Here is a 24,094-nt window from a genome sequence, read left to right on the forward strand (position 1 = left end):
ATCTGCGGGTACGTCACTTAGCCACCTGCTCAGTCGATTTGGACGGTCGCTCCGCGACCGTCACGGTGTCGCACAGCTTCCGGGTATCACGTCGTGATTGTTGCTGTCCATGGACCCTAACGCGCAGGCCGGGCCGCAGAATCCCTCACGCAGAACTGTTCGCTGTGAGCGCAGGGTTCACGCCCGGCGGGCCCGCGGGGCCGGAACGCGGCCGGGAACACGGCGGGCCCGGACACCGTACGGCGTCCGGGCCCGCTGTCGCGCCTCAGGGCGACCGGGGAGGTCAGGCCTCGGTCTTCTCCTCGGCCTCGACGGCCTCGACGGCCGGGGCAGCCTCGACGGTCTCGGCCGACTCGTCGGCCTCGTCGTCGTCGAAGTTCACCTCGTTGCCCTCGGTGTCGACGACCTTGGCGGCCTCGACCACGGTGGCCAGCGCCTTGCCGCGGGCGACCTCGCCGACCAGCAGCGGCACCTGGCCGCCCTGGACGACCTGCTGGGCGAACTGGTCCGGGGTCAGGCCCGAACCGGCGGCACGGCGGATGAGGTGCTCGGTGAGCTCCTCCTGGGAGACGTTGAGCTCCTCGTCGGCGACGATCTGGTCCAGGACGAACTGGGTCTTGATGCCCTTCTTCGCCTGCTCCTCCAGCTCACCGAGGTACTCCTCCTCCGACTTGCCCTGGGTCTCCAGGTAGGTCGCGAGGTCGAGGCCCATCGGCTCCAGCTGGTGGTGCTCCAGGTTGTGCTTGCGGGTCTCGATCTCGTCCTTGAGGAGCTTCTCCGGGAACTCGATCTCGACCAGGCCGAGCAGCGCGTCCAGCACCTTCTCCTGGGCCTGGGTGGCCTGGTCGTACTCCTTCATGCGCTCAAGGCGCTTGCGGGAGTCGGCGCGCAGGTCCTCCAGGGTGTCGAACTCGCTGGCCAGCTGGGCGAACTCGTCGTCCAGCTCGGGGAGCTCCTTCTCCTGGACGGCGGTGACGGTGACGGTGACCTCGGAGGTCTTGCCCGCCTGGGTGCCGCCCTTGAGCTCGGTGGAGAAGGTGGCGGTGCCACCGGCCTCCAGGCCGACGACGGCCTCGTCGATGCCGTCGATCAGACGGCCGGAGCCGATCTCGTAGCTCACGCCGGCGGCGGTGCCGTCCTCCGGCACCTCGCCGTCGACCTTGGCCTCCAGGTCGACGACCACGGTGTCACCGGCGGCCGCGGCGCGCTCGACGTCCTTGACCGAGGAGAAGCGCTCGCGCAGCTGCTCCAGGGACTTGTCGATGTCCTCGTCGGAGACCGCGATGGGGTCGACGGTGACCTCGATGGTCGAGAAGTCCGGCAGGGTGATCTCGGGACGGACGTCGACCTCGGCGGTGAACTTGAGGTCGCCGCCGTCGGCGATCTTCTCGACACCCTCGATGTTGGTGATGTCGGGCTGGCCGAGGACCTCGATCTTGCCCTCGTCGACGGCCTGCGTGTAGAAGCGCGGCAGGGCGTCGTTGACGGCCTCTTCCAGCACGGCACCACGGCCGAAGCGCTGGTCGATGACACGGTTCGGGATCTTGCCCTTGCGGAAGCCCGGGACCGAGACCTGCTGGTTGATCTTCTTGTACGCCGCGTCGAGGCTGGGCTTGAGCTCCTCGAAGGGCACCTCGACGGTGAGTCGAACCCGGGTCGGGTTCAGAGTCTCGACGGCGCTCTTCACGGTTGGGTCTCCTATGGGCTTGCGGTCGGGTTGCCTCCGCCTTCCCCGGGCCGCCGGCCTGGGCCGGTTGCGGGCGGGTCGGGCGAGACGGGCGATGGGCGATTGGAGCTGCATCTCCCGTGGGGGGTGGACGGTGAGCGTGACTCCTCGCCCTCGTGCGGTCGACCTGGGTGGACGCCGCAGGGACTACCGCCAGCGCCCCATCCTACCGGTACCACGAAAGGCGGACGCCAGGGCGGCACCGCAGGGGGTCGTTCAGGCGGTCCCGGCGGGCTCCGGGGCGGGCTCCGGAAGCTCCCCCGCGCCACCCCGGGCGGGGGCCGGGGACATGGTCGCGGCGGCGTCGGAGTCCCGCACCAGCAGGGCGATCAAGGCCGCGAGCAGGGCCAGCCCGGCGGCGGTGAGGAAGGCCGCGCGGTAGGCGGCGAGGTTCGCCACGGGCGTACCCGAGGCGTCCGCGGCGAGCGGTCCGACGGCCGTGAGGACGGTCCCGAGGACGGCGACGCCGAGTGCCGAGCCCAGCTGGCGCTGGGCGTTGTAGAGGGTCGAGGCGGCGCCGGTGGCGGCCGGGGCGACGGTGGCGAACGCGGCGGTCTGCGAGGGCATGAAGACGTGCGCCATCGCGAAGCCGGTGACGAAGAGCAGTGCCCGGACGGCCCAGAGGTTGCTCTCCGGCCCGATCGCGGCCATCAGCGCCAGGCAGCCGGCCACCACGGCGGCGCCGGCGGTGAGGATCCGGCGCGGGCCGAAGCGCGGGTAGAGACGGCCCGCCACCTGGGAGGCGAGCATCACGCCGAGCGCCTCCGGGAACACCATCAGGCCGCTGTGCAGGGCGTCCATGCCGAGCGCGTCCTGCATCAGCAGCGGGAAGAGGTAGAGCATGCCGAGGAAGGCCGCGCCGGAGAAGAGCGAGAGCAGGTTGGTGGTGCGGAATATCCGGTCCCGGAAGAGCCTCAGGTCGAGCATCGGCTCGGGGCGGCGCAGCTCGACCGCGACCAGGGCGACGAGCGCGACCAGGCCGCCGAGCGCCGAGACGAGGATCCGCGCGCTCCCCCAGCCCTCCGACGCGCCCTCCGAGAGGGCGTACATGGTGGCGCCGAAGCCGACGGCGGAGAGCAGGAAGCCGGCCGCGTCGAACCGGCCGGCCCGCTCGGCGCGGTAGTCGGGCAGGAAGAGGAGGCCGAAGACGAGGGCGGCGAGGCCGACCGGCACGTTGACGATGAAGACCCAGTGCCAGGACCAGCCGTCCACCAGCCAGCCGCCGAGCACCGGTCCGGCGGCCGGGGCGACGGCAGTGGGGAGCATCAGCACCCGGGTGGCGCGCATCCGCTCCTCCTGGGGGAAGGCCCGGAAGAGCATGGTCATCCCGACCGGGGTGAGCAGGCCGCCGGCCGCGCCCTGGAGGATCCGGTAGAGGGTGAGCGAGGTCATCGAGTCGGCGGCGCCGCAGAGCAGCGAGGCGAGGGTGAACAGGGCCAGCGAGAGGAGGAAGACCCGGCGGGTGCCGTACCGGTCGCCGAGCCAGCCGGAGAGCGGGACGAAGACGGCCAGGCTGACCAGGTAGCCGACGTTGATCACGCCGACCCCGGCCGGGTCGGTGCCGAACTCGCGGCCGATCGCGGGCAGGGCCACGTTGACGATCGTGGTGTCCATGATCGACATGAACAGCGCGGCGACGAAGACGACGCCGACCGCGATCTTGGGGTTCATCCGCGTCGGGCTGCGCATCGGGACTCCTGGATTGGTGAAAAATCAACCACCCACGATGCCGGACCGGACCCGGAAACGACAACAGGGCCCCGCCGAGGGCGAGACCCTGCGCACTGTCGGGGTGACCGGATTCGAACCGACGGCCTTCCGCTCCCAAAGCGGACGCGCTACCAAACTGCGCCACACCCCGTGGTGCCGAGAGGAAGCGTACACGCCGGGCCCTGCCGGTTCGGCGAGATATTCCGAGGCCCGGAAACGAATGTGGTGTGCACGCAGCCGACCGGACCAGGTACGCTGTTCCCGACCTTCCGTCCTGCAACGGCCGGGGGATCGCGCGGGCGTAGCTCAATGGTAGAGCCCTAGTCTTCCAAACTAGTCACGCGAGTTCGATTCTCGTCGCCCGCTCCACGGTCCGGCCCCGGAGTGATGCCCTGCATCGCTCCGGGGCCGTTCGCGTTCCCCGACGGCGTGCCCGACCCGGCGTCAGGGGCCCGGTCAGAGGCCCAGCCGGGCGGCCCGGGCGGCGGCCCGGTCGAGCAGCCGGTGGACGTCGGCCTGCCGGGTGGCGGGGCGGTCGTTGTACTCGTCCGGGGAGTTCACCGGGCGTCCGGTGGCGTGCAGCACCTCCATCAGCTGGACCCGGGCGGTGCGCACGGTGGCCGGCGTGCCGAACCCGTGGGCGAGGACGGCCGCCTGGGCGCCAAGCAGGCAGACCCGGCCGGACGCGTCCCACATCGCGCCCTGCAGCCACCCGTGGGCGGCGATGTAGCGGGAGGCGAGCCCGAGGTGCTCGGCGGCGGTCACCGGCGCGGGGCGGGCCGGCCGGCGGAGCGCCCGGTCCAGCAGGGTGGCCCGGGGCGCCCGGTGGCCGTCGTACCAGGGGCGGAGCACCGAGCCGAGCGGGCAGGCGTACGGAACCGGAGTGCGCGCCGGGGCGGGCAGCGAGGCCAGGTACGCCTCGACCTCGGCGACCAGGCCGGACCCGTCCGCGGTCAGCAGGTCGAGGGTGAGCAGGGGCGCCGGAGGAGGCGTCAGTTCGGTGCGGGGCATGCGGGTTCTCCCGGCGGAGCCGATGGTTTCCGCTACCCAAAATGGTGCAAAAGGTTCATCTCCGCGACCGGAGCGCAGCGCCGGGCGGCGCGTGCGCGGGCCGGGGGCCGGGGCGGCGCGGTTTCCCGGGGAGCCTCCGGGCCGATAGCCTCGGCGGCGTTCGAAAGCAGTTCGACGGCGGTTCGCGACGCCCGGAGGCCGAGCGGAACCAGAGAAGCCCGAGAAGCCCGAGAAGCCCGAGAGTGGAAGGAGTCCCCGTGCGCCCCCAGGACCGACTGGCCGTCATACAGCGATCCGTGGTCCGGGAGATGGGGCGCCTGGGGCAGGAGTGCACCGTCGACGGCGAGGTGGTGCGCGGCCCGGGGACGACCGCGGTGGCCGTCCGGGAGCACCCGGGCGGCGAGGGCTCCGGCCACGTCGACCTGGGCTACGTGCTGGAGCTCGGCCGGGCGGACGCCCCGGTGGTCTGGGACTGCACCGCCGGCCTCGGCAAGACCGAGGAGGAGAAGCTCGACAGCGCGGTGCGGATGTGGGCGACCACCACCGCCTCGGCACTGGTCGAGCTGCGCGAGGGCCGGGGCGAGCACGCCGACCACGCCGACCACCCCGAGCTGCCCGGCTGGCACGCCGTCCAGGGGCCTGCGGCGGTGTTCGGCTTCGGCAACGAGCGGCTGGCCGGCTGGCTGGCCGAGCACCGGGTGCTGCCGGCGCTGGCGCCCGCACTGCTGCCCGCGCTGGGCGGGCCGGCCGGGCGGCGGCCGCACGGGGTCAAGCTGTTCCTGGGCGGCAAGGCCGGGGACGACGTCGCCGAGGTCCGGGTCGACGGCGAGGTCTCCGAGGCGGCCTCGGCGGCGCTGCGCGCGCTGGACTGGCCGCGCGGCGAACGACTCTGCTGGGCGCGGCTGTTCGTGGTGCTGACGGCACGGGAGACGGCGGTGCCGACGGCCGCGCCGGCTGCTGCCGGCGAGGTCGTGGCGGCCCGGCCGGCGGCCGTGGCGGCGGCGCGCCCGCGCGGTCTGTTCGCCCGCTGGCGACAGGCGAGACGGGCCGACCGCTGACGGACGGCCGCTCCTCGCCCGCACCGGCTCGTGCCCGTGCGGTGCCGACGGGCCCGCGTCGGGCGGCGGGCTCCGGTCGGCGGGCTCCCTCGACCGGCCCGGGGCCGGCCGGCCCGGGTCAGCTGGCGATGTTGGAGATGGACTTGGCGATCTGTGCCAGGAAGTCCTGGATCGGCTTGGCGGCCGTGCTCTGGTTGAGCATGAAGCCGAACAGGGCGGCCAGGATGAAGTGTGCGGTCTTCAGCTGCTTGTTGCGGATGAAGATGAAGCAGATGATGCCGAACAGGACCAGCGCGGAGACGGAGAGTGCCACCCGGACTCACTTCCTCGTTTCGTATCGGGGTGCCACCGGCTGACAGCCCCTGCGAAGCCGGACCCCGGCCTGTCCGACGGTCCCGAGGCGGAACGGCAGATCGCCCGGCACGTCGAGGCCGGAGGGGGAGCCCGGTGCGACCGCACGGTGCCCGTCGTGCCGCATGTGACGCCCCCCATCCCCCGAATCCTGAACAGTCCCGCCCGGACTCAGTGTGGTCGACCGTGCCGATTGCGTAAAGGTCTGACTGTCAGTCGAACGCCGATATCCTGCGATGCGAGACGAGTTTCCGCCGACCGAGACGATAGCCGAGACGTTCTGACGAATCATCGGCGGGGCACCGCTGAGCGGCCGGGAAACGTCCGGGGGGTCGGACCGGAACCCACTGGTCCGCTCTGCCGCCGGGGCGCCGGAATTGGCCGAAGATCAGCTCCCAGGCTTGACAGCAGCTGCCGTTGGCATGTGCCGCCGCGCGGCACGCCCGCAGGACCGGCCCCGGAGCCCCGCGGAACCGGCCCCGGCCCGGCGACGGGCCGTCAGTCGCGCCAGAGCAGCAGCACCGCGCGGTCGTCGTTGATGTCCCGGGCGACCGTCTCGATCAGCCGGGAGGCCGCGCCGCCGCCGGCGCCCGGGCCGCTGCCCGGCACCAGCCGGTCCGCCTCGCCCATCAGCCGGTCCATGCCCTCGGAGAGGTCCCGACCGGGCGCCTCGACCATGCCGTCGGTGCAGAGCAGCAGGACGTCGCCGCGGTTCAGCCGGCCGCGCACGCCCTCGAACTTCGCGCCGTCGTAGATGCCGAGCGCCGGGCCGTCGGTGGCCTCCTTGAGCTCCCAGCGACCGGCCCCGGCCAGCCGCTGCATGCCGGGCAGGTGGCCGGCCGAGAGCAGTTCGTACTCACCGGTGTCCAGGTCCAGCACGAGGTGGACGGCGGTGGCGAAGCCCTCCTCCCAGGACTGCCGGAGCAGGTAGCCGTTGGCGGCGGGCAGGAAGTCGTGCGCGGGCAGCGAGCCGAGCAGCCCGCCGAAGGCCCCGGAGAGCAGCAGCGCCCGCGAACCGGCGTCCATGCCCTTGCCGGAGACGTCCGCGAGGACGACCTCCAGGACCCGCCGGCCCGGCCCGGTCCGGTCGGCGACCACGAAGTCGCCGGAGAAGGACTGCCCGCCGGCCGGGCGCAGCGCCATGTCGGCGTGCCAGCCGGCCGGCAGCCCGGGCACCCGGCTCTGGACGCGCAGCCGCTCGCGGAGGTCGAAGAGCATGGTCGAGCCGCCCCACCAGGGCACCCCGACCCGGCTGCGGAACTGGGCCAGCAGCAGGCCGCCGACCCCCGCCGCGCCGACCACCAGGGCGGCGCCGGGGGTGACGCCGTAGGTGTAGGACTCGGGGTGGTCGCTGGCCACCCGCTGCCCGGTGTGGATCACCGACTCGGCGGAGAGGCCGAGCGCGGCCAGCGCGTACAGCACCACCAGGGAGCCGGGGCGCAGCAGCAGGGCGGCGGCCAGGATCGGCAGGACCAGGGCGGTGGGCGGGGCCCAGGCGGGCCACCAGATGTTGAGCATGATCAGCAGCGGCACCAGCAGGGCGAGCGCGCAGAGCACCGGCCAGTCGGCGGCGCCGCCGCGGAAGTAGTCGACCCCGGCAGTGCGCAGCCTTCGGCGGACCCGGCGGAGCCTCTTGCGCAACCGGGCCGTCACGGGGTCGGACGCCGGAGCGGCGCCGGGCCTCGTCGCAGTCGTCTGGGGCGGTGAGCCCGGCGGTCTGCCAGCCATGGGGACCGACCATATCCAGCGCCCCCGGTCGGCGTCGACGGCCCGGACGTGAGCGGCTGCGCCGAGGCGCGGGCGCGTCAGCGGGTTTCGGCCGATTGCGGGGGGCGGCGGCCGGTGCGTCAGGAGGCGTGCGCCGGTTGGGCGTACGAACCGCCCGCGCGGCGCACGCGCCCCGCGTGCGGGCCACTCGGCACGCCGCGCGCCGGGGTGCGCGCTGTGGCCGATCACACAGCGGAGCGCGACCCGGGCGGCACCGCGACCGGCACCGGCCGCGGGAAGCCGGGCCCGGCAACGCGGCGACCGCCCGCGCCTGCGGGGCGCGGCCGGTCGCCGGGAGGGTGGTGGGAGGGGACGGACGGGAGGGTCAGCCCTCCTGCTGCGGGTGGTGGGCCGGGATCGGCGGGAGCTCACCGGTGGTCTCGTAGACGCTCAGCATGTCGATCCGGCGGGTGTGCCGCTCGTCGCCGCTGTACGGGGTGTTGAGGAAGATCTCGACGAACTTGGTGGCCTCCTCCTCGGTGTGCATCCGGCCGCCGATGGAGATCACGTTGGCGTTGTTGTGCTCGCGGCCGAGCGCGGCGGTCTGCTCGCTCCAGGCCAGCGCCGCACGGACGCCCTTGACCTTGTTGGCGGCGATCGCCTCGCCGTTGCCCGAGCCGCCGATCACGATGCCCAGCGACTCGCCGTCCGAGGCCGTGCGCTCGGCGGCGCGCAGGCAGAACGGCGGGTAGTCGTCGAGGGCGTCGTAGATGTGCGGTCCGCAGTCGACCGGCTCGTGGCCGGCCTCCTTCAGCCACTCCACGAGGTGGTTCTTGAGTTCGTATCCGGCATGGTCGGAGCCCAGGTACACGCGCATGACCATGAGTGTGGCATGCGCGCGGACCCGGGCTCCGCAGGGGGCCGGACGAGCCGGACGGAACCGGCAGGTCGGTCGTGGGACGCGGCTCCGGGAGCGCCTCCCGGCAGTGCGCGGGGGCGCGTCCCGGCAGTACGCGGGGAGCGCCTCAGCGGCGGCCGAGCAGCTTCCAGGCGAGCGGGAGGGCCCCGGCCGCGAGAGCGGCCTTCAGCGCGTCGCCGACCAGGTAGGGGTAGAGGCCGAGCTCGGCGGCGCGGCCCAGCGACACGTCCAGCGCGAAGGCCAGGTACGGGACGCCGACGGCGTAGATCGCGAGGCTGCCGAGGACCATCGCGGCGGCGGTGCGCACCGGGGACCGGTCGGCGCCGCGGCGGGCCAGCGCGCCGACCAGGCCGGCGGCCAGCACGAAGCCGATCGGGTAGCCGAGCGAGGGGATCGACCAGCCGGAGGTGCTCTGGGCGAACCACGGCAGGCCCGCCATGCCGGCCAGCAGGTAGAGCGCGAGCGAGGCGATGCCGCGGCGGGCGCCGAGCGCGGTGCCGACCAGCAGGGCCGCGAAGGTCTGGCCGGTGACCGGCACCGGGGAGCCGTGGACGTTCACCGACAGCTGGGCGGCCAGCCCGGTGAGCGCGGCGCCGCCGGCGACCAGGGCCAGGTCGCGGGCCTGGGTGCCGAGCCGGGTGCCGGCGGCGGGCAGCAGGTCGGCGAGGACGGCGCGGTACGGGGTCGGGGCGGTCGGGGTGCTGGCGGTGGCCATCGGGGTCTTCTCCTCGGGTCGTCCGTTCAGGTGAGTGAACACCTGTGAACCTACGCGTCGATCACGCCGAACACCGTCAGTGATCCGGACAAAGCCCCGACCTCCCGCCTTGTCGGGTCCGGCATCCCGTCGCGACGGAACGTGACCGGCCCGGGCGGTCCGCGTGACGTTCCGGTCCGCATACTGGTCCGGATCGGGGCATCCTTGGCATGGACAGCCTTGTCACCGGATATTGGGCAACTCGCACCGCATGTCGAACAGTCTGGATCCCACCCTCATGGCCCGTACCTCCGCGCCCCCGGCGCCCGGGACCGCCACCCCCGCCTCCCCGTCCGGTGGCCAGCAGCTCTCCCACGGGCTCAAGCAGCGCCACCTCTCGATGATCGCGCTCGGCGGGGTCATCGGCGCCGGCCTCTTCGTGGGCTCCGGCGCGGGCATCGCGGCGGCCGGCCCGGCGATCATCCTGGCCTTCGTGCTCTCCGGCCTGCTGGTCATGCTGATCATGCGGATGCTCGGCGAGATGTCGGCGGCCCGCCCCGCCTCCGGCTCCTTCTCGGTGCACGCCGAGAAGGAGATCGGCCCCTGGGCCGGGATCACGGCCGGCTGGATGTACTGGGTGATGCTCTGCTGCGGCGTCGCCGCCGAGGCCACCGCCGCCGGGCACATCGTGAACGGCTGGATCCCGGGGGTGTCCTCCTGGGTCTGGGTCGCGCTGTTCATGGTCTTCTTCTGCGCCAGCAACCTCACCGCGGTCAAGAACTTCGGCGAGTTCGAGTTCTGGTTCGCCGCCGTCAAGGTCGCCGCGATCGTCGCGTTCCTGGTACTCGGCGGGCTCGGCGTCGCCGGCGTGCTCGGCCCCGGCGCCCCCGGCGCCGCGAACCTCACCGGCCAGGGCGGCTTCCTGCCCAACGGGACCAGCGGACTGATCGTCGGCCTGCTCGCCTCCGTCTTCGCCTACGGCGGGCTGGAGACCGTGACCATCGCGGCCGCCGAGTCCGAGGACCCCAGGAAGAACGTCGCCAACGCGGTGCGCACCGCGGTCTGGCGGATCGCGATCTTCTACATCGGCTCGATGGCGCTGATCGTCACCCTGGTCTCCTGGAAGGACCCGTCGGTCGTCGAGAACGGCCCGTACGTCACCGTGCTGCAGCACCTGCGGGTGCCCGGCGCCGGGACGATCATGGAGATCGTGGTGCTGATCGCGCTGCTCTCCGCGATGAACGCCAACATCTACGGCTCCTCCCGGATGGCCTACTCGCTGGTCTCCCGCGGCCAGGGCCCCAAGGCGCTGGCCAAGGTCAGCGGCGGGGTGCCGCGGCTGGCCGTGATCGCCTCCTGCCTGTTCGGCTTCGCGGCGGTGCTGGCCTCCAAGTTCTGGCCCGACACCGTCTTCACCTGGCTGATGAACACCACCGGCGTCGCCATCCTGGTGGTCTGGCTCTTCATCTGCCTCGTGCAGCTGCGGATGCGCCGCCGGCTGGAGCGCGAGGCCCCCGAGCTGCTCACCGTGAAGATGTGGGGCTTCCCGTACCTGACCTGGGTCGCCATGGCCGCCGTGGTCGGCATCCTCGCCCTGATGACCACCACCGAGGGCAACCGGCAGCAGCTGTACGCGGCCGGCGTGCTGGTCGCGCTGCTCAGCGCCGCCGGCCTGGTCAAGCAGCGCCGGGACGCCGCCCGCGGCTGACCGGCGGGACGTCCGGACGGCCGGACACGACGGAGGGCCCGGTACCGCCGCGAGCGGTACCGGGCCCTCCGTCGTGCGCCGCCCGGGACGCCCGGGGCCTACTCGAAGGACGGGCTCGCGGTGCGGGACCGCTTGATCTCGTAGAAGCCCGGCGTACCGGCGACCAGCAGGGTGCCGTCCCAGAGCCGGGCCGCCGCCTCACCGCGCGGGATCGGGGTGACCACCGGGCCGAAGAAGGCCACCCGCTCGCCGTCCGCGCCCTCGACCGCGATCACCGGGGTGCCGACGTCCTCGCCGACCAGGGTGATGCCCTCCTTGTGCGAGGCCCGCAGGGCCTCGTCGTACGCGTCGGAGGCCGCCGCGTCCGCCAGCCCGGCCGGCAGGCCGGCCGCGACCAGCGCCGCCTCTATGGTCTCCCGGTTCTGCGGCAGCCCCTGGTTGTGGAAGCGGGTGCCCAGCTCGGTGTAGAGCCGGCCCAGCACCTCGTCCCCGTGCTGCTGCGCGGCCGCGATGCAGACCCGCACCGCGCCCCAGGCGTTGTCCAGCAGCTCCCGGTACTGCTGCGGCAGGTCGCGGTTCTCGTTCAGCACGGAGAGGCTCATGACGTGCCAGTTCACGTCCACCGGGCGGAGCTGCTGCACCTCGATCAGCCAGCGGGACGTCATCCAGGCCCACGGACAGGCCGGGTCGAACCAGAAGTCGGCGGTCTTGCGCTCAGCGGCAGTCGTCACGGCTGTCGTCCTTCGAGAGAGATCCGGAAGTGGGTGGTACGGGCCCGTACGGGGCATCCCACCCTGCGCCAACACCCGCCCGCCACCGCTGATTCCGGGCCGCCGCCCCGAGTTGTGCAATGGTACCGGCGCGGGGGGCGTGAAAGGATGCCCCCGCAGCACCACAGCGCGCCGCACCAACCGCACCGCCGAAGACCGCACCACCGTGCGAGCCGGACAAAGGAGTACCGCCGTGCCGGGCAAGAACCTGAGCCGCGACGAAGCCCAGCAGCGGGCCAGCATCCTGAGCGTGGACGACTACCGGGTCCGGCTGGACGTGACCTCGGCCACCGACCCCGCGGCCGCGACCTTCAGGTCCACCACCACCCTCGCCTTCCGCTGCGCCGAGCCGGGTGCGTCGACCTTCCTCGACCTGCTCGCCGCGGGCGTCCGCGCCGTCACCCTCAACGGCCGCGACCTCGACCCCGCCACCGCCTTCGACGGCGCCCGGGTGCACGTCGACGGACTCGCCGCGGAGAACGTCCTCACCGTCGAGGCGGACTGCGCCTACAGCCGCACCGGCGAGGGCCTGCACCGGTTCACCGACCCGGTCGACGGCGAGACCTACCTGTACACCCACTACGAGCCGGCCGACGCCCGCCGGGTCTTCGCCACCTTCGAACAGCCCGACCTGAAGGCGCCGTTCACCTTCACCGTCACCGCGCCGGCCGCCTGGAACGTCTGGTCCAACGCGCCCCACGAGACGGTCACCGCGGAAGGTGCCGCGCGCACCTGGGAGTTCGCGCCGACCAAGCCGATCTCCACCTACCTCACCGCCGTGGTCGCCGGCCCGTACCACGTCGCCCGCGACCACTACAGCCGCACCCTCCCCGACGGCACCGTGCTGGAGATCCCGCTCTCCGCGATGTGCCGCCGCTCGCTCGCCCCCTACTTCGACGCCGACGAGATCCTCGGCGTCACCAAGCTCGGCCTCGACTTCTTCCACGAGCAGTTCGGCTACCCGTACCCCTTCGGCAAGTACGACCAGGCCTTCGTCCCCGAGTACAACATCGGCGCGATGGAGAACCCCGGCTGCGTCACCTTCCGCGAGGAGTTCGTCTTCCGGTCGCGGGTCACCGACGCCGCCTACGAGGGCCGGGCCAACGTGATCCTGCACGAGATGGCCCACATGTGGTTCGGCGACCTGGTCACCATGCGCTGGTGGGACGACCTGTGGCTGAAGGAGTCCTTCGCGGACTTCATGGGCTCCTACGGCCTGGTCGGCGCCCGCACCCGCTACTCCTCCGCCTGGGTCACCTTCGCCAACCAGCGCAAGGCCTGGGCCTACCGGCAGGACCAGTTCCCCACCACCCACCCGATCACCGCGGACATCCGCGACCTTGAGGACGCCAAGCTCAACTTCGACGGCATCACCTACGCCAAGGGCGCCGCGGTGCTCAAGCAGCTGGTGGCCTACGCCGGTTCGGAGGCGTTCTTCGAGGGCGCCCGCCGCTACTTCCAGCGGCACGCCTTCGGCAACACCGAACTCGCCGACCTGCTGGACATCCTGGAGGAGACCAGCGGCCGCGACCTCAAGTCCTGGGCCGCCACCTGGCTGCAGACCGCCGGCGTGAACGCGCTCACCCCCGAGGTCACCGTCGACGCCGAGGGCCGGATCACCGAACTCGCCATCCACCAGGACGGCGCGGTGCTCCGTCCGCACCGGATCGCGGTCGGCCTCTACGACCGGGACGCCGACGGCGCCCTCGTCCGCACCCGGCGGATCGAGCTCGACGTCACCGAGGCCCGCACCGTCGTCGCCGAGGCCGCCGGCCTGGCCCGGCCCGCGCTCGTCCTGCTCAACGACGACGACCTCACCTACTGCAAGATCCGCTTCGACCCGGAGTCGCTGGAGACGCTGCGCGCCGGCCTCGGCGACGTCAAGGACGACCTGGCCCGCGCGCTCGGCTGGTCCGCGGTCTGGAACCTCACCCGCGACGCGCTGATGCCGGCCCGCGACTACATCGCGCTCGTGCTGCGGTTCGCCGGGCAGGAGGCCAACATCGGCGTCCTGCAGTCGCTGCACACCCAGGCCAAGGGCGCCGTCGACCTGTACGCCGACCCGGCCTGGCGCGGCGAGGGCGGCCGGCTGCTCGCCGACGGCGCACTGCGCGAACTGCGCGCCGCCGTGCCCGGCAGCGACCACCAGCTGGCCTGGGCCCGGTTCCTGGCCCAGACCGCCAACGGCTCCGAGCACCTCGGCCTGGTCCGCGGCCTGCTGGCCGGCACCGCCCGGATCGACGGGCTGGAGGTCGACCAGGAACTGCGCTGGGCGCTCTGGCTCGCGCTCGCCGCGGCCGGCCAGGCCACCGACGAGGAGCTCGCCGAGGAGCTCGCCGCCGACAACACCGCCAGCGGCCGGCGCCAGCACACCCACTGCCTGGCCGCACGGCCCACCCCGGAGGCCAAGGCCGCCGCCTGGTCCGCCGTGATCGACTCGGACGAGCTGCCCAACGCCCTGGTCGAGGCCAACATCGCCGGCTTCGGGGCGCCCGGGCACCGCGACCTCACCGCGCTCTACGCCGCTCCCTACTTCAAGCTGCTGGAGCGGATCTGGGCCGACCGCACCATCGAGATCGCGATGCGGATCGTCGGCGGCTTCTTCCCGCAGGCCCAGGTGAGCGAGGCGACGCTGGCCGAGGCGGACGGCTGGCTGGCCGGGCACCCGGACGCGGCGCCCGCGCTGCGCCGGCTGGTGCTGGAGCGCCGGGACGACCTGGCCCGGGCGCTGCGGGCGCAGGCCTGCGACCGGGCCTGACGGCCGCGACGGCGAACGGGCCGGGCCCGCCACGGCACACGTCGTGGCGGGCCCGGCCCGTCCTGCTCCTCCGGCCGGGGCTCACGGCCGCCCGGCCGGTCGGCGGCCGGGGGCACCGGCGCCCGGGCACCGGCTCCGTGCCCCGGCTCCGGCTCCGTGCCCCGGACGGGCGCCGGGCGTCAGTTGCCGCGCAGGCCGCGGTCCAGGGCGGCGATCGCACTGCCCTTCGCGTCGTCGCCGTCCAGCGACCAGACCATCACCCCGGCCAGGTCGTTCCACCGCGCGTACCGGGCCTTCGCGGTGAGCACCTCCGCCGAGTCGTAGCTGTAGAAGGTGGAGCCGTCGTACCGCCATGACGCCCCGTGGTCACGGTCCACGTGGGTGGTGCCGGGCAGTGCGTTGATCTCCTTGTAGGAGAGGTCCGGCGCCGTGCCGGTGGCCTTCTGGTACAGGCCGTGCCGGCTGCCGGCCGGCACGCCGGTCCAGCCGTGGCCGTAGAACGGCGCGCCGAGGACGGTCTGCCGGGAGGGCAGGCCGCGCCGGGCGTAGTGGTCGACGGCCTTGTCCGCGCTGCGCTGCCGCGCGTCCGCGTCGGTCGGGTCGGAGTAGAGGTTGGCCTGGTGGTTGGCCGGGCCCTTGCCCTCCCACGGACCGTGCAGGTCGTAGGTCATCAGGTTGAGCCAGTCGACGGACTTCGCGAGCTCCGGCAGCTCCAGCCGGTCCGCGACGGTCTCGTTGGCGGCGACGGCGGCGGTCAGCAGGTAGTGCCGGTCCCGGCCCTTGCCGTGCCCGCGGCCCAGCTCGTCCAGCTGCCTGCGGAACTCGGCCATCAGCAGGGTGAAGTTGCGGCCGTCCTCGGGGCGGACCACGTTGCCGGCGTCGCCGCCGCCGCCCGGGTACTCCCAGTCGACGTCGATGCCGTCGAAGACGCCCGCGGCCGCGCCCCGGCCGCCCTCCGGGGAGCCGGCGAGCCGCGGGACGTCGCCCTTGAGGTAGAGGTCGATGCAGGAGGAGACGAACTTCCGGCGCGCCTCGTCGGTGGCGGCCGCGTCCGAGAAGTACTTGGACCAGCTCCAGCCGCCCAGCGAGATCACGGCCTTGAGCTGCGGGTTCTTCGCCTTGAGCTTGCGCAGCTGGTTGAAGTGGCCCTTGAGCTCCTGGCCGGGCGCGTCGGCGACGCCGTCCACCGAGTCGGCGGCGGAGAAGGCGCGCTGGTAGTCGTTGTAGGCGTCCCCCTGGCCGGGGTCGTTGCTCTCGAAGCAGGTGCCGTCGGCGGAGACGTTGCCGAAGGCGTAGTTGACGACCGTGAGCTTCCCGGCCTGGCCGGACTCCTGCACGCGCTTGGCCGAGCTGTCGGCGCCCCACTGGGTGAAGTAGCCGACCCGCTGGCCCTTGAGGGCCGGACCGTGCCGCTCCCCGGCGGCGTTGGCGGTGGCTGGTGCGGCGAGCAGCGCGGCGACGGTGGCGGCGGCGAGCAGGGCGGAGGTGCGAGTGGGCATACCGGACCTATTCTCTGAGACAGCGTCAATTGGTCTGGACCAGCTGGCATAGAGGTTTAGTCCATCGCACCGTGCCCGCACAAGGGGACCGGCCGGGGCGGGGCAGCATGCAAAAGAGGCCGGACCGCGGGAGCGCGGTCCGGCCTCTCGGAGGCTGTCGGAGGATCAGCCGTTGATCAGGCTGCGCAGCACGTACTGCAGGATGCCGCCGTTGCGGTAGTAGTCCGCCTCACCGGGGGTGTCGATGCGGACGACCGCGTCGAACTCGACGTCACCGGCGACGACCCTGACGGTCTTCGGGGTGCGGCCCTCGTTGAGCTCGGTCACGCCGGTGAAGGAGAAGGTCTCCTCGCCGGTCAGGCCGAGGGAGTCGGCGTTCTGGCCCTCCGGGAACTGCAGCGGGAGGACGCCCATGCCGATCAGGTTCGAGCGGTGGATACGCTCGTAGGACTCGGCGATGACGGCCTTCACGCCCAGCAGCGCGGTGCCCTTGGCGGCCCAGTCGCGGGACGAGCCCGAGCCGTACTCCTTGCCGGCCAGGACGACCAGCGGGGTGCCGGCGGCCTGGTAGTTCTGCGAGGCGTCGTAGATGAACGACACCGGCGCGTCGGCCTGGGTGAAGTCGCGGGTGTAGCCGCCCTCGGTGCCCGGCGCGATCTGGTTGCGCAGGCGGATGTTGGCGAAGGTCCCGCGGATCATCACCTCGTGGTTGCCGCGGCGCGAGCCGTACGAGTTGAAGTCGCGCTTCTCCACGCCGTTGGCGGTCAGGTACTGCGCCGCCGGGGTGCCCGGCTTGATGTTGCCGGCCGGGGAGATGTGGTCGGTGGTGACCGAGTCGCCCAGCTTGGCCAGGACGCGGGCACCGGCGATGTCGGTCACCGGGCTCGGGGTCTTGGCCATGCCCTCGAAGTACGGGGGCTTGCGGACGTAGGTGGACTCGGCGTCCCACTCGAAGGTGTTGCCGGTCGGGACCGGGAGCGACTGCCAGCGGTGGTCGCCGGCGAAGACGTCCTGGTAGCCCTTGTCGAACATGGCCTCGTCGATGGAGCCGGCGACGGTGTCGGCGACCTCCTTCTCCGACGGCCAGATGTCGGCGAGGAACACGTCGTTGCCGTCGGCGTCCTGGCCCAGGGCGTCGCGGGTGATGTCGATGTTCATGTTGCCGGCGAGGGCGTAGGCGACCACCAGCGGCGGGGAGGCCAGGTAGTTCATCTTGACGTCCGGGTTGATCCGGCCCTCGAAGTTGCGGTTGCCGGAGAGCACCGAGACGACCGCGAGGTCGGACTCGTTGACGGCGGCCGAGACCTCCTCGGGCAGCGGGCCCGAGTTGCCGATGCAGGTGACGCAGCCGTAGCCGACCAGGTTGAAGCCCAGCTTCTCCATGTAGGGGAGCAGGCCGGCCTTCTCGTAGTAGTCCATGACGACCTTGGAGCCCGGCGCCAGGGTGGTCTTGACCCAGGGCTTGACGTGCAGGCCCTTCTCCACGGCCTTCTTCGCCAGCAGGGCGGCGCCCAGCATGACGGAGGGGTTGGAGGTGTTGGTGCAGGAGGTGATCGAGGCGATCACGACCGCGCCGTTGTCGATCTCGTAGGACGAGCCGTCGGGGGCGGTGACGGCGGTCGGCTTCGAGGCCTCGGAGGAGTAGGTCGGCAGCGCCTCGGCGAACTTCTCGGCGGCCTCGGCCAGGATCACGCGGTCCTGCGGGCGCTTCGGGCCGGAGATCGACGGGACGACGGTGGAGACGTCCAGCTCCAGGTACTCGGAGTAGACCGGCTCGACCGACGGGTCGTGCCAGAGGCCCTGCTCCTTGGCGTACGCCTCGACCAGGGCGAGCTGCTGCTCGTCGCGGCCGGTGAGCTTCAGGTAGCTGATGGTCTCGGCGTCGATCGGGAAGATCGCACAGGTCGAGCCGAACTCCGGCGACATGTTGCCGATGGTGGCGCGGTTCGCCAGCGGGATCGAGGTGACGCCCTCGCCGTAGAACTCGACGAACTTGCCGACCACACCGTGCTTGCGCAGCATCTCGGTGATGGTGAGCACCAGGTCGGTGGCGGTGGTGCCGGCCGGCAGCTGGCCGTTGAGCTTGAAGCCCACCACGCGCGGGATCAGCATGGAGACCGGCTGGCCGAGCATCGCGGCCTCGGCCTCGATGCCGCCGACGCCCCAGCCCAGCACGCCCAGGCCGTTGACCATGGTGGTGTGCGAGTCGGTGCCGACACAGGTGTCCGGGTAGGCCTGGCCGCCGCGGACCATGACGGTGCGGGCCAGGTGCTCGATGTTCACCTGGTGGACGATGCCGGTGCCGGGCGGGACGACCTTGAACTCGTCGAACGCGGTCTGGCCCCAGCGCAGGAACTGGTAGCGCTCCTTGTTGCGGCCGTACTCGATCTCGACGTTCTGGACGAAGGCGTCCGGGGTGCCGAACTTGTCGGCGATGACGGAGTGGTCGATGACCAGCTCGGCCGGGGCGAGCGGGTTGATCTTGGCCGGGTCGCCGCCCAGCTCCTTGACGGCCTCACGCATGGTGGCGAGGTCGACCACGCAGGGCACGCCGGTGAAGTCCTGCATGATCACGCGGGCCGGCGTGAACTGGATCTCCTGGCTCGGCTGGGCGTCGGCGTCCCAGTTGCCGAGGGCACGGATGTGGTCGGCGGTGATGTTGGCGCCGTCCTCGGTGCGGAGCAGGTTCTCCAGCAGCACCTTGAGGCTGTACGGCAGCCGCTCGGAACCCTCGACGGCGGAGAGCTTGAAGATCTCGTACGACTCGTCGCCCACCTGCAGCGAGCTGCGGGCGTCGAAGCTGTTCGCGGACACGACTGACTCCTTCTAGGTGCTTCGTGCGGTATTCCGGCCGCCACGGTGGTAAGGTCAGCCTTACTTAGGCTTACCTTGCCCGCACCGCCGGTGAGCGCCTCTCGGCAAGTATCTTGATGTCGAGATATATCGTACGGCGCAGTTATCTCGATGTCGAGATAAACCATAGTGCATGGCGTCGGCTCCGCCACGTCGGCACCACGCCCCGGACGCCCCCGCCGCGGACATCTCCTCCCGCGCGCCCGTAACACGAAGCCCGCACTCGCGCGTCTAACCATGCGCAGGGGGCGGACGGCCCCCGATCCGGGGAAGTCCGAGGGGCGGAACAGCGTGATCGGGACAACACGGCGGACCGAACAGTTCGCGGAGTTCGAGGCCTTCGCGCACAGCCGGGGACACCACCTCTTCCGCACCGCGCTCCTGCTCTGCGGCGACTGGCACCTCGCCGAGGACCTCACCCAGGTCACCCTGGCCAAGCTCTTCGCCGCCTGGGCCAAGGTCCGCCGCGCCGAGAACCACGACGCCTACGCCCGCAGCGTGCTCGTCCGCAGCTACCTCTCCCACCGGCGGCTGCGCCGCAGCGCCGAACAGCCCGCCCTCCGCGAACTGCCGGAACCACCCGCCCGCCACGCCCCCGCCGGCGACCCCGCACTGCGGGTCACCCTGCTCGCCGCACTCGCCGAACTGCCGCCCCGGGACCGGGCCGTCCTGGTGCTGCGCTACTGGGAGGACCGCAGCGTCGAGGAGACCGCCGCAGAACTCGGCGTCAGCGCCGGAGCGGTGCGCAGCCAGGCGCTGCGCGCCCTCGGGCGGCTGCGCGGCGTGCTCGGACCGCAGTCCTCGGAACAGCTCGCCGCCCCCTGAGGGGGCGCGTGGAAAGCCACCCGGCCCGTCGGTCGGCGCCGCACGGGGTTCGGCGCCGGCCGGCGGCCGGGTCACCCCGCCCGTCCCCGTCCCCTCGCCCCGTCCCCTCACCTCCCCCCTTCACTCCTCCCCCACACCGACTCGGCCCCGCCGGTGCCCGCCCGCATGTCGCACCCGCACCCGCCCGTACTCACACCCGCACACCCGCAGCCGGAAGGACCCGAGACGCACATGGACACCCAGGACGACGCGCTGGAACCGGACGGCCGACAGCTGTCCCGCACCTTCGACCGCGCCATGGGCGGCGTCGGCCCCGACCTCGCCCCACTGATCGCCGGCGCCGCCGAACGCGGCCGGGCCATCCGCCGCCGGCGCCGGGCGGCCGTCACCGGCACGGTCGCGGCGGTCACCCTGCTGGCCGTCGGCGCGGCCGTCGCCGTCCGGCCGGGCCACGGGCCGGCGACGGCCGCCCAGGTCGGCCCGGACGGTTCGCCGGCCCCGACCGCCTCCGCGTACCCCACGCCGGTGCAGAAGCCCGACGACGGCCCGGAACAGCTGCAGTACGGCACCGGGACCAACGCCGGGAGGATCGCACTGACGGGCCACGCCCTCGTCCTCGCCCTCGTCGAGTCCCTGCCGCCCGGCGGAACCGTCTCGGGCTTCGCCGGCCACTCCTCGCTCGTCGGCTGGACGGGCGCCGAACCGTCCAACGTGACCGGCGACGGCAGCCTCTACTACGACGACGGCAACGGGCCGGCCCTCGTCACCGTCCGGATCGAGGGCGGCATCGGCGCGCACTTCCGGCCCGGATACTTCGCGACCGGACCCAACGCGGACCCGTTCGCCACCGGCTACGACAACGTCTACGACTGCGCGCGGGTCAACGGCGACGGCCAGTACGACCATTGCTCCGGCCGCGTCCTCCCCGACGGCAGCCACCTGCTGCTCACCGAGTCGAGCACCGCCGACCGCATCTCGCGCGGGGCCGACCTGATGCGGGCCGACAACACCCGGATCAGGATCACCGCGACCAATGTGGCCGAGGTCGCCGGAGTCGCGAAGGTCAAGCCGGTCCGCAAGGGGCTGCCGCTGACCCTGGAACAGGTCAGCCGGCTGGCGGCGACGCCGGCCTTCCAGGAGTGGATCACCGCGGACATCGCGCAGCTGGCCGCGCAGACGATCCGGCCCTTCTCCGACGACTCCCCCGGCCGCGGCGCGGTGCCCGGCGGCGGCGTCCCGCCCGCCGGGTGAGCACGCCGTCCCGGTACCGTGACCGGTGACCGCCACACCGGCACAGGGGCCGGTGGACGCCGGAACGGGCCGGGAGCCTACTGATGATCGTGGTGGACGCGTCCGCACTGGTGCTCGCACTGGCCGACGAGGGCGAGCGCGGAACCGCCGCCCGGGCCGAACTGGCCGCGGACGGCGACTGGGTGGCACCCGAACACGTCGTCATCGAGGTCATGCAGTCGCTGCGCGGCCTCTACCTGGCCCGGGAGCTCACCGCCGAGCGGGTGGGGCGACTCGCCGCCGAACTGCCCGGCCTCGCGATCCGCAAGGTGCCGGTCGGACCCCTGCTCGGCCGGATCTGGGAACTCAAGGACAACCTCACACCGGACGACGCCGCGTACGTGGCGGTGGCCGAGCAGTACGGGGTGCCGCTGGTCACGGCGGACCTGCGGCTGATGCGGGCCAGCGGGCCGCGGTGCGAGATCCGGGGGATCCGGCGCCCGGACCCGGCCGCCGGGTAGCGCCTGCGGGTGGCACGGCGGGAAGCCGTCCGGGGGCGCCGTCCGGGGCCTGCGGGAAAGCCGTCCGGGGGCGGTGGGGCGTGTCCGGGGGCGGTGGCCGCCGTTGAGCAGGGCGTCCGCTCTCCGTGCACCCTCCGGGGAGGCACGCCCAGCCAGAGAAGGCCCGCCGATGTCCGCTCCGCTCGCCGCCGCCCTGCTCCCGCTCGCCCTGCTGGCCCCCGCCGTACCGGTCTCCGCCACCGAGGCCGACTTCGACCCCGCCACGGCCTTCGTCCCGCCGACCGCGATCAGCCACGCGCCCGACCTGGTGCCGTACGGCTCGCACGTCCGGGTGGTGGTCGACCGCTCGACGCCGGGCCGGACGGTGCTGACCATGAGCCTGACCGGGGTGGCCGCCGACCGCGAGTTCCCCGTGCACCTGCACACCGGCCCGTGCGGGGCCGACCCCGCCGCGTCCGGCCCGCACTACCAGGACGCGGTGGACCCGGTCCGCCCGTCCACCGACCCCGCCTACGCCAACGACCGCAACGAGCTGCGGCTCGCGCTGCGCACCGACGGGCGCGGCGACGGCACCGCCGCGGCGGTGGTGGCCTGGCAGCCCAGGGCGGGCGAGGCCCGGTCACTGGTCCTGCACGCGGGCGTCCCGACCGGCGCGGAGGCAGAGCGGGGTGCGGACGGCCTGCAGGCCGCGTCCGGCCACGACGCGCACGGCCGGCACAGCCGGCACGGCGCGAACGACCGGGTCGCCTGCGTGAAGCTGGAGGACCTCTAGGGTTCGTGCCGGAGGCCGGCGGCCGTCAGGAGCCGAGGGTCGCGACCAGGACGGCCTTGATGGTGTGCAGGCGGTTCTCCGCCTGGTCGAAGACCACGGAGTGCTCCGACTCGAACAGCTCGTCGGTGCACTCCAGCTCCGCCATCCCGGTCTCCTCGAACAGCTGCCGGCCGAGCACCGTGCCGAGGTCGTGGAAGGCGGGCAGGCAGTGCAGGAACTTCACCGCCGGGTTCCCGGTGGCCCGCACCGTCTCCATCGACACCTGGTACGGCTTGAGCAGCGCGACGCGCTCGGCCCAGACCTCCTTGGGCTCGCCCATCGAGACCCAGACGTCGGTGTAGAGGAAGTCCGCGCCGGCCACGCCCTCGGCGACGTCCTCGGTGAGGGTGAGCCGGGCGCCGGTGCCCTCGGCGAGCGTCCGGGCGGCCTTCTGCACGTCCTCCGCCGGCCAGAGCGAGCGCGGCGCGACGATCCGGACGTCCATGCCGAGCAGCGCACCGGTGACCAGCAGCGAGTTGCCCATGTTGGAGCGGGCGTCACCGAGGTAGGCGAGCGCCACCTCGGTGAGCGGCTTGGCGGTGTGCTCGGTGACGGTCAGCACGTCGGCGAGCAGCTGGGTCGGGTGCCACTCGTCGGTGAGGCCGTTCCAGACCGGCACCCCGGCGTGGGCCGCCAGCTCCTCGACCACCGCCTGGCCGTGCCCGCGGTACTCGATGCCGTCGAACATCCGGCCCAGCACCCGGGCGGTGTCCTTGATCGACTCCTTGTGGCCGATCTGGGAGCCCGCCGGGTCCAGGTAGGTGGTGGTGGCGCCCTGGTCGTGGGCGGCGACCTCGAAGGCGCAGCGGGTCCGGGTCGAGGTCTTCTCGAAGATCAGCGCGATGTTCCGGCCCCGCAGCCTGGGCTGCTCGGTCCCCGCGTACTTCGCCGCCTTGAGCTGGGCGGCGAGGTCCACCAGGAAGCGGAACTCCTGGGGCGTGAAATCGAGCTCCTTGAGGAAGTGCCGGTTCCGGAGGTTGAACGCCATGCCAGGCTCCTGGGGTGACGGGTGGGGCGGAAAGCAGCAAGTCTATACGATGCTCGGAATTTCTATTCAATGGTTCCGGGTGCCCGATCCGCGGGGCCGAGTACGCCCGACCGGGCGCCCCGGCCGACCGGTGAACGGCTGAACAGCCCGGACCGGCACCCGCGAGCACCCTCCGGGCAAGCCTGCCGTGCCGCCGGAGGGTCCGGAAGGCGGCGAACCTTTCCGCTCCCGACACCGACTGTTCGGTGGTCCGTGAACTCGGACGGGACGGTGCCGCGGATGGCGGCAGGCCTGACGGGCTGCCCGTGGTGCGGTGCCGATTCGGGGAGCGGTGCCGATTCGGGGAGCGGGACGCGCTCGGCGCGCCGGTGGACCTCTGGCGCACCCGGCTGCGGCGCTACCTGCGCGGCATGGCGGGCACCTCGCACCTCGCGGCACCGGGACGTCCCCGGGAACCGCGTCACGCACTGGCCGCGGAGGTCCCGCTCCGCTCCCGGGTGCGACCCGTCGCCGTGGGCCTGGCAGGCGGGTGCGCGGCGGCCCTGATCGCCGCCCTCCGGGCGACCGGACCAGGCCCGCTCCCCCGCCCGTACCCGGGCCGCCTCCGCCGGCCGGGTGCGGGGCCGGCGCCGGCCCCCGTTCGCCCGGGACCGGGTCCGGGGAGTCCGGCCCGCCCTCGCGGCGACCGCGGCAACCGGAGGGACCGGAGGGACCGGAGGGACCGGGACGGCCGTGACCGCGGCACGCGCAACCACCGACCGCGGTGCCCGTCACCGCCCTCGCGGGCGCCGTCCCCGTGCGGGCGCACTCCCGCCGCCGGGAACCGCTGCGGCTGCGGGACGCCCTGCGGCAGGGCGCCCGCCGAACCACCGCACGCGGTCGGGCGCAGCCCAGCCGCCCCCCACCGGACGGCGGGGCCGGTCCCGGGGGGCCGCGCCCTGGACCGGCCCGGGTG

18 protein-coding genes and 2 tRNA genes are annotated in these 24,094 nt (G+C 73.1%); 8 read left to right on the forward strand and 12 right to left on the reverse strand.

Annotated elements, in window-relative coordinates:
- Window positions 1-283 precede the first annotated feature (283 nt).
- The 3 genes from tig to OG550_RS12385 all read right to left on the reverse strand — a co-directional run bounded on the left by tig (window position 284) and on the right by OG550_RS12385 (window position 3,587).
- Window positions 284-1,687 carry a trigger factor gene (gene tig / locus OG550_RS12375; protein WP_327676907.1) on the reverse strand — a complete coding sequence of 468 codons (1,404 nt, stop codon included), beginning with the start codon at window positions 1,685-1,687 and terminating at the stop codon, window positions 284-286.
- 255 nt (window positions 1,688-1,942) lie between these two features.
- Window positions 1,943-3,415, reverse strand: a complete 1,473-nt coding sequence (locus OG550_RS12380; RefSeq protein ID WP_327676909.1) for an MDR family MFS transporter — start codon at window positions 3,413-3,415, stop codon at window positions 1,943-1,945.
- Between the two features lie 98 nt (window positions 3,416-3,513).
- Window positions 3,514-3,587 (reverse strand) — tRNA-Pro (locus OG550_RS12385).
- A gap of 144 nt (window positions 3,588-3,731) precedes the next feature.
- Between OG550_RS12385 and OG550_RS12390 the strand changes: the two genes are divergently transcribed.
- A tRNA-Gly gene (locus OG550_RS12390) sits at window positions 3,732-3,805 on the forward strand.
- An 87-nt stretch (window positions 3,806-3,892) separates the two neighbouring features.
- Here OG550_RS12390 and OG550_RS12395 read toward each other — a convergent pair.
- Complete coding sequence (locus OG550_RS12395) at window positions 3,893-4,447, reverse strand: DUF6197 family protein (protein ID WP_327676911.1); 555 nt, start codon at window positions 4,445-4,447, stop codon at window positions 3,893-3,895.
- A gap of 257 nt (window positions 4,448-4,704) precedes the next feature.
- Here OG550_RS12395 and OG550_RS12400 point away from each other — a divergent pair, with 257 nt between their 5' ends.
- Entirely contained in the window at window positions 4,705-5,505 is an 801-nt protein-coding gene (locus tag OG550_RS12400; protein ID WP_327676913.1) for a DUF6348 family protein, read from the forward strand.
- Window positions 5,506-5,623: 118 nt separating this feature from the next.
- Here OG550_RS12400 and OG550_RS12405 read toward each other — a convergent pair whose 3' ends face one another.
- The 4 genes from OG550_RS12405 to OG550_RS12420 form a co-directional block, all read right to left on the reverse strand.
- Window positions 5,624-5,818, reverse strand: a complete 195-nt coding sequence (locus OG550_RS12405; RefSeq protein WP_327676915.1) for a hypothetical protein — start codon at window positions 5,816-5,818, stop codon at window positions 5,624-5,626.
- Window positions 5,819-6,354: 536 nt separating this feature from the next.
- A complete protein-coding gene (locus OG550_RS12410; RefSeq protein ID WP_327676917.1) occupies window positions 6,355-7,497 on the reverse strand; it encodes a PP2C family protein-serine/threonine phosphatase in 1,143 nt (380 codons plus the stop codon).
- A 451-nt stretch (window positions 7,498-7,948) separates the two neighbouring features.
- Complete coding sequence (locus tag OG550_RS12415) at window positions 7,949-8,440, reverse strand: ribose-5-phosphate isomerase (RefSeq protein ID WP_327676919.1); 492 nt, start codon at window positions 8,438-8,440, stop codon at window positions 7,949-7,951.
- Window positions 8,441-8,588: 148 nt separating this feature from the next.
- Window positions 8,589-9,197, reverse strand: coding sequence for a biotin transporter BioY (locus OG550_RS12420; protein WP_327676921.1), 609 nt, complete (start codon window positions 9,195-9,197; stop codon window positions 8,589-8,591).
- 277 nt (window positions 9,198-9,474) lie between these two features.
- Here OG550_RS12420 and OG550_RS12425 point away from each other — a divergent pair, with 277 nt between their 5' ends.
- Window positions 9,475-10,884 carry an amino acid permease gene (locus OG550_RS12425; protein ID WP_327683833.1) on the forward strand — a complete coding sequence of 470 codons (1,410 nt, stop codon included), beginning with the start codon at window positions 9,475-9,477 and terminating at the stop codon, window positions 10,882-10,884.
- A 98-nt stretch (window positions 10,885-10,982) separates the two neighbouring features.
- On the opposite strand, the gene OG550_RS12430 is transcribed toward OG550_RS12425, so the two are convergent.
- Complete coding sequence (locus OG550_RS12430) at window positions 10,983-11,615, reverse strand: mycothiol-dependent nitroreductase Rv2466c family protein (RefSeq protein WP_327676923.1); 633 nt, start codon at window positions 11,613-11,615, stop codon at window positions 10,983-10,985.
- 232 nt (window positions 11,616-11,847) lie between these two features.
- Between OG550_RS12430 and pepN the strand changes: the two genes are divergently transcribed.
- Window positions 11,848-14,412 (forward strand): aminopeptidase N, encoded by a 2,565-nt coding sequence (gene pepN / locus OG550_RS12435; RefSeq protein WP_327676925.1) that lies wholly within the window; start codon window positions 11,848-11,850, stop codon window positions 14,410-14,412.
- Between the two features lie 179 nt (window positions 14,413-14,591).
- On the opposite strand, the gene OG550_RS12440 is transcribed toward pepN, so the two are convergent.
- Window positions 14,592-15,911, reverse strand: a complete 1,320-nt coding sequence (locus tag OG550_RS12440; protein WP_327676927.1) for a glycoside hydrolase family 18 protein — start codon at window positions 15,909-15,911, stop codon at window positions 14,592-14,594.
- A gap of 165 nt (window positions 15,912-16,076) precedes the next feature.
- Window positions 16,077-18,725: an aconitate hydratase AcnA gene (gene acnA / locus OG550_RS12445; protein WP_327676929.1), complete on the reverse strand. Its 2,649-nt coding sequence runs from the start codon at window positions 18,723-18,725 to the stop codon at window positions 16,077-16,079.
- A 330-nt stretch (window positions 18,726-19,055) separates the two neighbouring features.
- Here acnA and OG550_RS12450 point away from each other — a divergent pair, with 330 nt between their 5' ends.
- From OG550_RS12450 to OG550_RS12465, 4 genes are all read left to right on the forward strand, one after another.
- Window positions 19,056-19,589: a SigE family RNA polymerase sigma factor gene (locus OG550_RS12450; RefSeq protein WP_327676931.1), complete on the forward strand. Its 534-nt coding sequence runs from the start codon at window positions 19,056-19,058 to the stop codon at window positions 19,587-19,589.
- Between the two features lie 231 nt (window positions 19,590-19,820).
- Window positions 19,821-20,840, forward strand: a complete 1,020-nt coding sequence (locus OG550_RS12455; RefSeq protein ID WP_327676933.1) for a hypothetical protein — start codon at window positions 19,821-19,823, stop codon at window positions 20,838-20,840.
- A gap of 83 nt (window positions 20,841-20,923) precedes the next feature.
- A complete protein-coding gene (locus OG550_RS12460; RefSeq protein ID WP_327676935.1) occupies window positions 20,924-21,340 on the forward strand; it encodes a type II toxin-antitoxin system VapC family toxin in 417 nt (138 codons plus the stop codon).
- 169 nt (window positions 21,341-21,509) lie between these two features.
- Window positions 21,510-22,112: a superoxide dismutase family protein gene (locus tag OG550_RS12465; RefSeq protein ID WP_327676937.1), complete on the forward strand. Its 603-nt coding sequence runs from the start codon at window positions 21,510-21,512 to the stop codon at window positions 22,110-22,112.
- 25 nt (window positions 22,113-22,137) lie between these two features.
- Here the strand turns inward: OG550_RS12465 and argF are convergent, their stop codons facing one another.
- Window positions 22,138-23,139, reverse strand: a complete 1,002-nt coding sequence (gene argF / locus OG550_RS12470) for an ornithine carbamoyltransferase (RefSeq protein WP_327676938.1) — start codon at window positions 23,137-23,139, stop codon at window positions 22,138-22,140.
- Between the last annotated feature and the right edge of the window lie 955 nt (window positions 23,140-24,094).

The sequence above is a fragment of the Kitasatospora sp. NBC_00458 genome (assembly GCF_036013975.1).
Classification (GTDB): Bacteria; Actinomycetota; Actinomycetes; order Streptomycetales; family Streptomycetaceae; genus Kitasatospora.

What these genes read in the sequence shown, in the direction of transcription:
- OG550_RS12440 (WP_327676927.1), bottom strand. Translation starts at nt 15,911, where the DNA reads ATGCCCACTCGCACCTCCGCCCTGCTCGCCGCCGCCACCGTCGCCGCG.
- OG550_RS12425 (WP_327683833.1), top strand. Translation starts at nt 9,475, where the DNA reads ATGGCCCGTACCTCCGCGCCCCCGGCGCCCGGGACCGCCACCCCCGCC.
- OG550_RS12415 (WP_327676919.1), bottom strand. Translation starts at nt 8,440, where the DNA reads ATGCGCGTGTACCTGGGCTCCGACCATGCCGGATACGAACTCAAGAAC.
- OG550_RS12395 (WP_327676911.1), bottom strand. Translation starts at nt 4,447, where the DNA reads ATGCCCCGCACCGAACTGACGCCTCCTCCGGCGCCCCTGCTCACCCTC.
- OG550_RS12380 (WP_327676909.1), bottom strand. Translation starts at nt 3,415, where the DNA reads ATGCGCAGCCCGACGCGGATGAACCCCAAGATCGCGGTCGGCGTCGTC.
- OG550_RS12455 (WP_327676933.1), top strand. Translation starts at nt 19,821, where the DNA reads ATGGACACCCAGGACGACGCGCTGGAACCGGACGGCCGACAGCTGTCC.
- OG550_RS12465 (WP_327676937.1), top strand. Translation starts at nt 21,510, where the DNA reads ATGTCCGCTCCGCTCGCCGCCGCCCTGCTCCCGCTCGCCCTGCTGGCC.
- argF (WP_327676938.1), bottom strand. Translation starts at nt 23,139, where the DNA reads ATGGCGTTCAACCTCCGGAACCGGCACTTCCTCAAGGAGCTCGATTTC.
- OG550_RS12420 (WP_327676921.1), bottom strand. Translation starts at nt 9,197, where the DNA reads ATGGCCACCGCCAGCACCCCGACCGCCCCGACCCCGTACCGCGCCGTC.
- OG550_RS12460 (WP_327676935.1), top strand. Translation starts at nt 20,924, where the DNA reads ATGATCGTGGTGGACGCGTCCGCACTGGTGCTCGCACTGGCCGACGAG.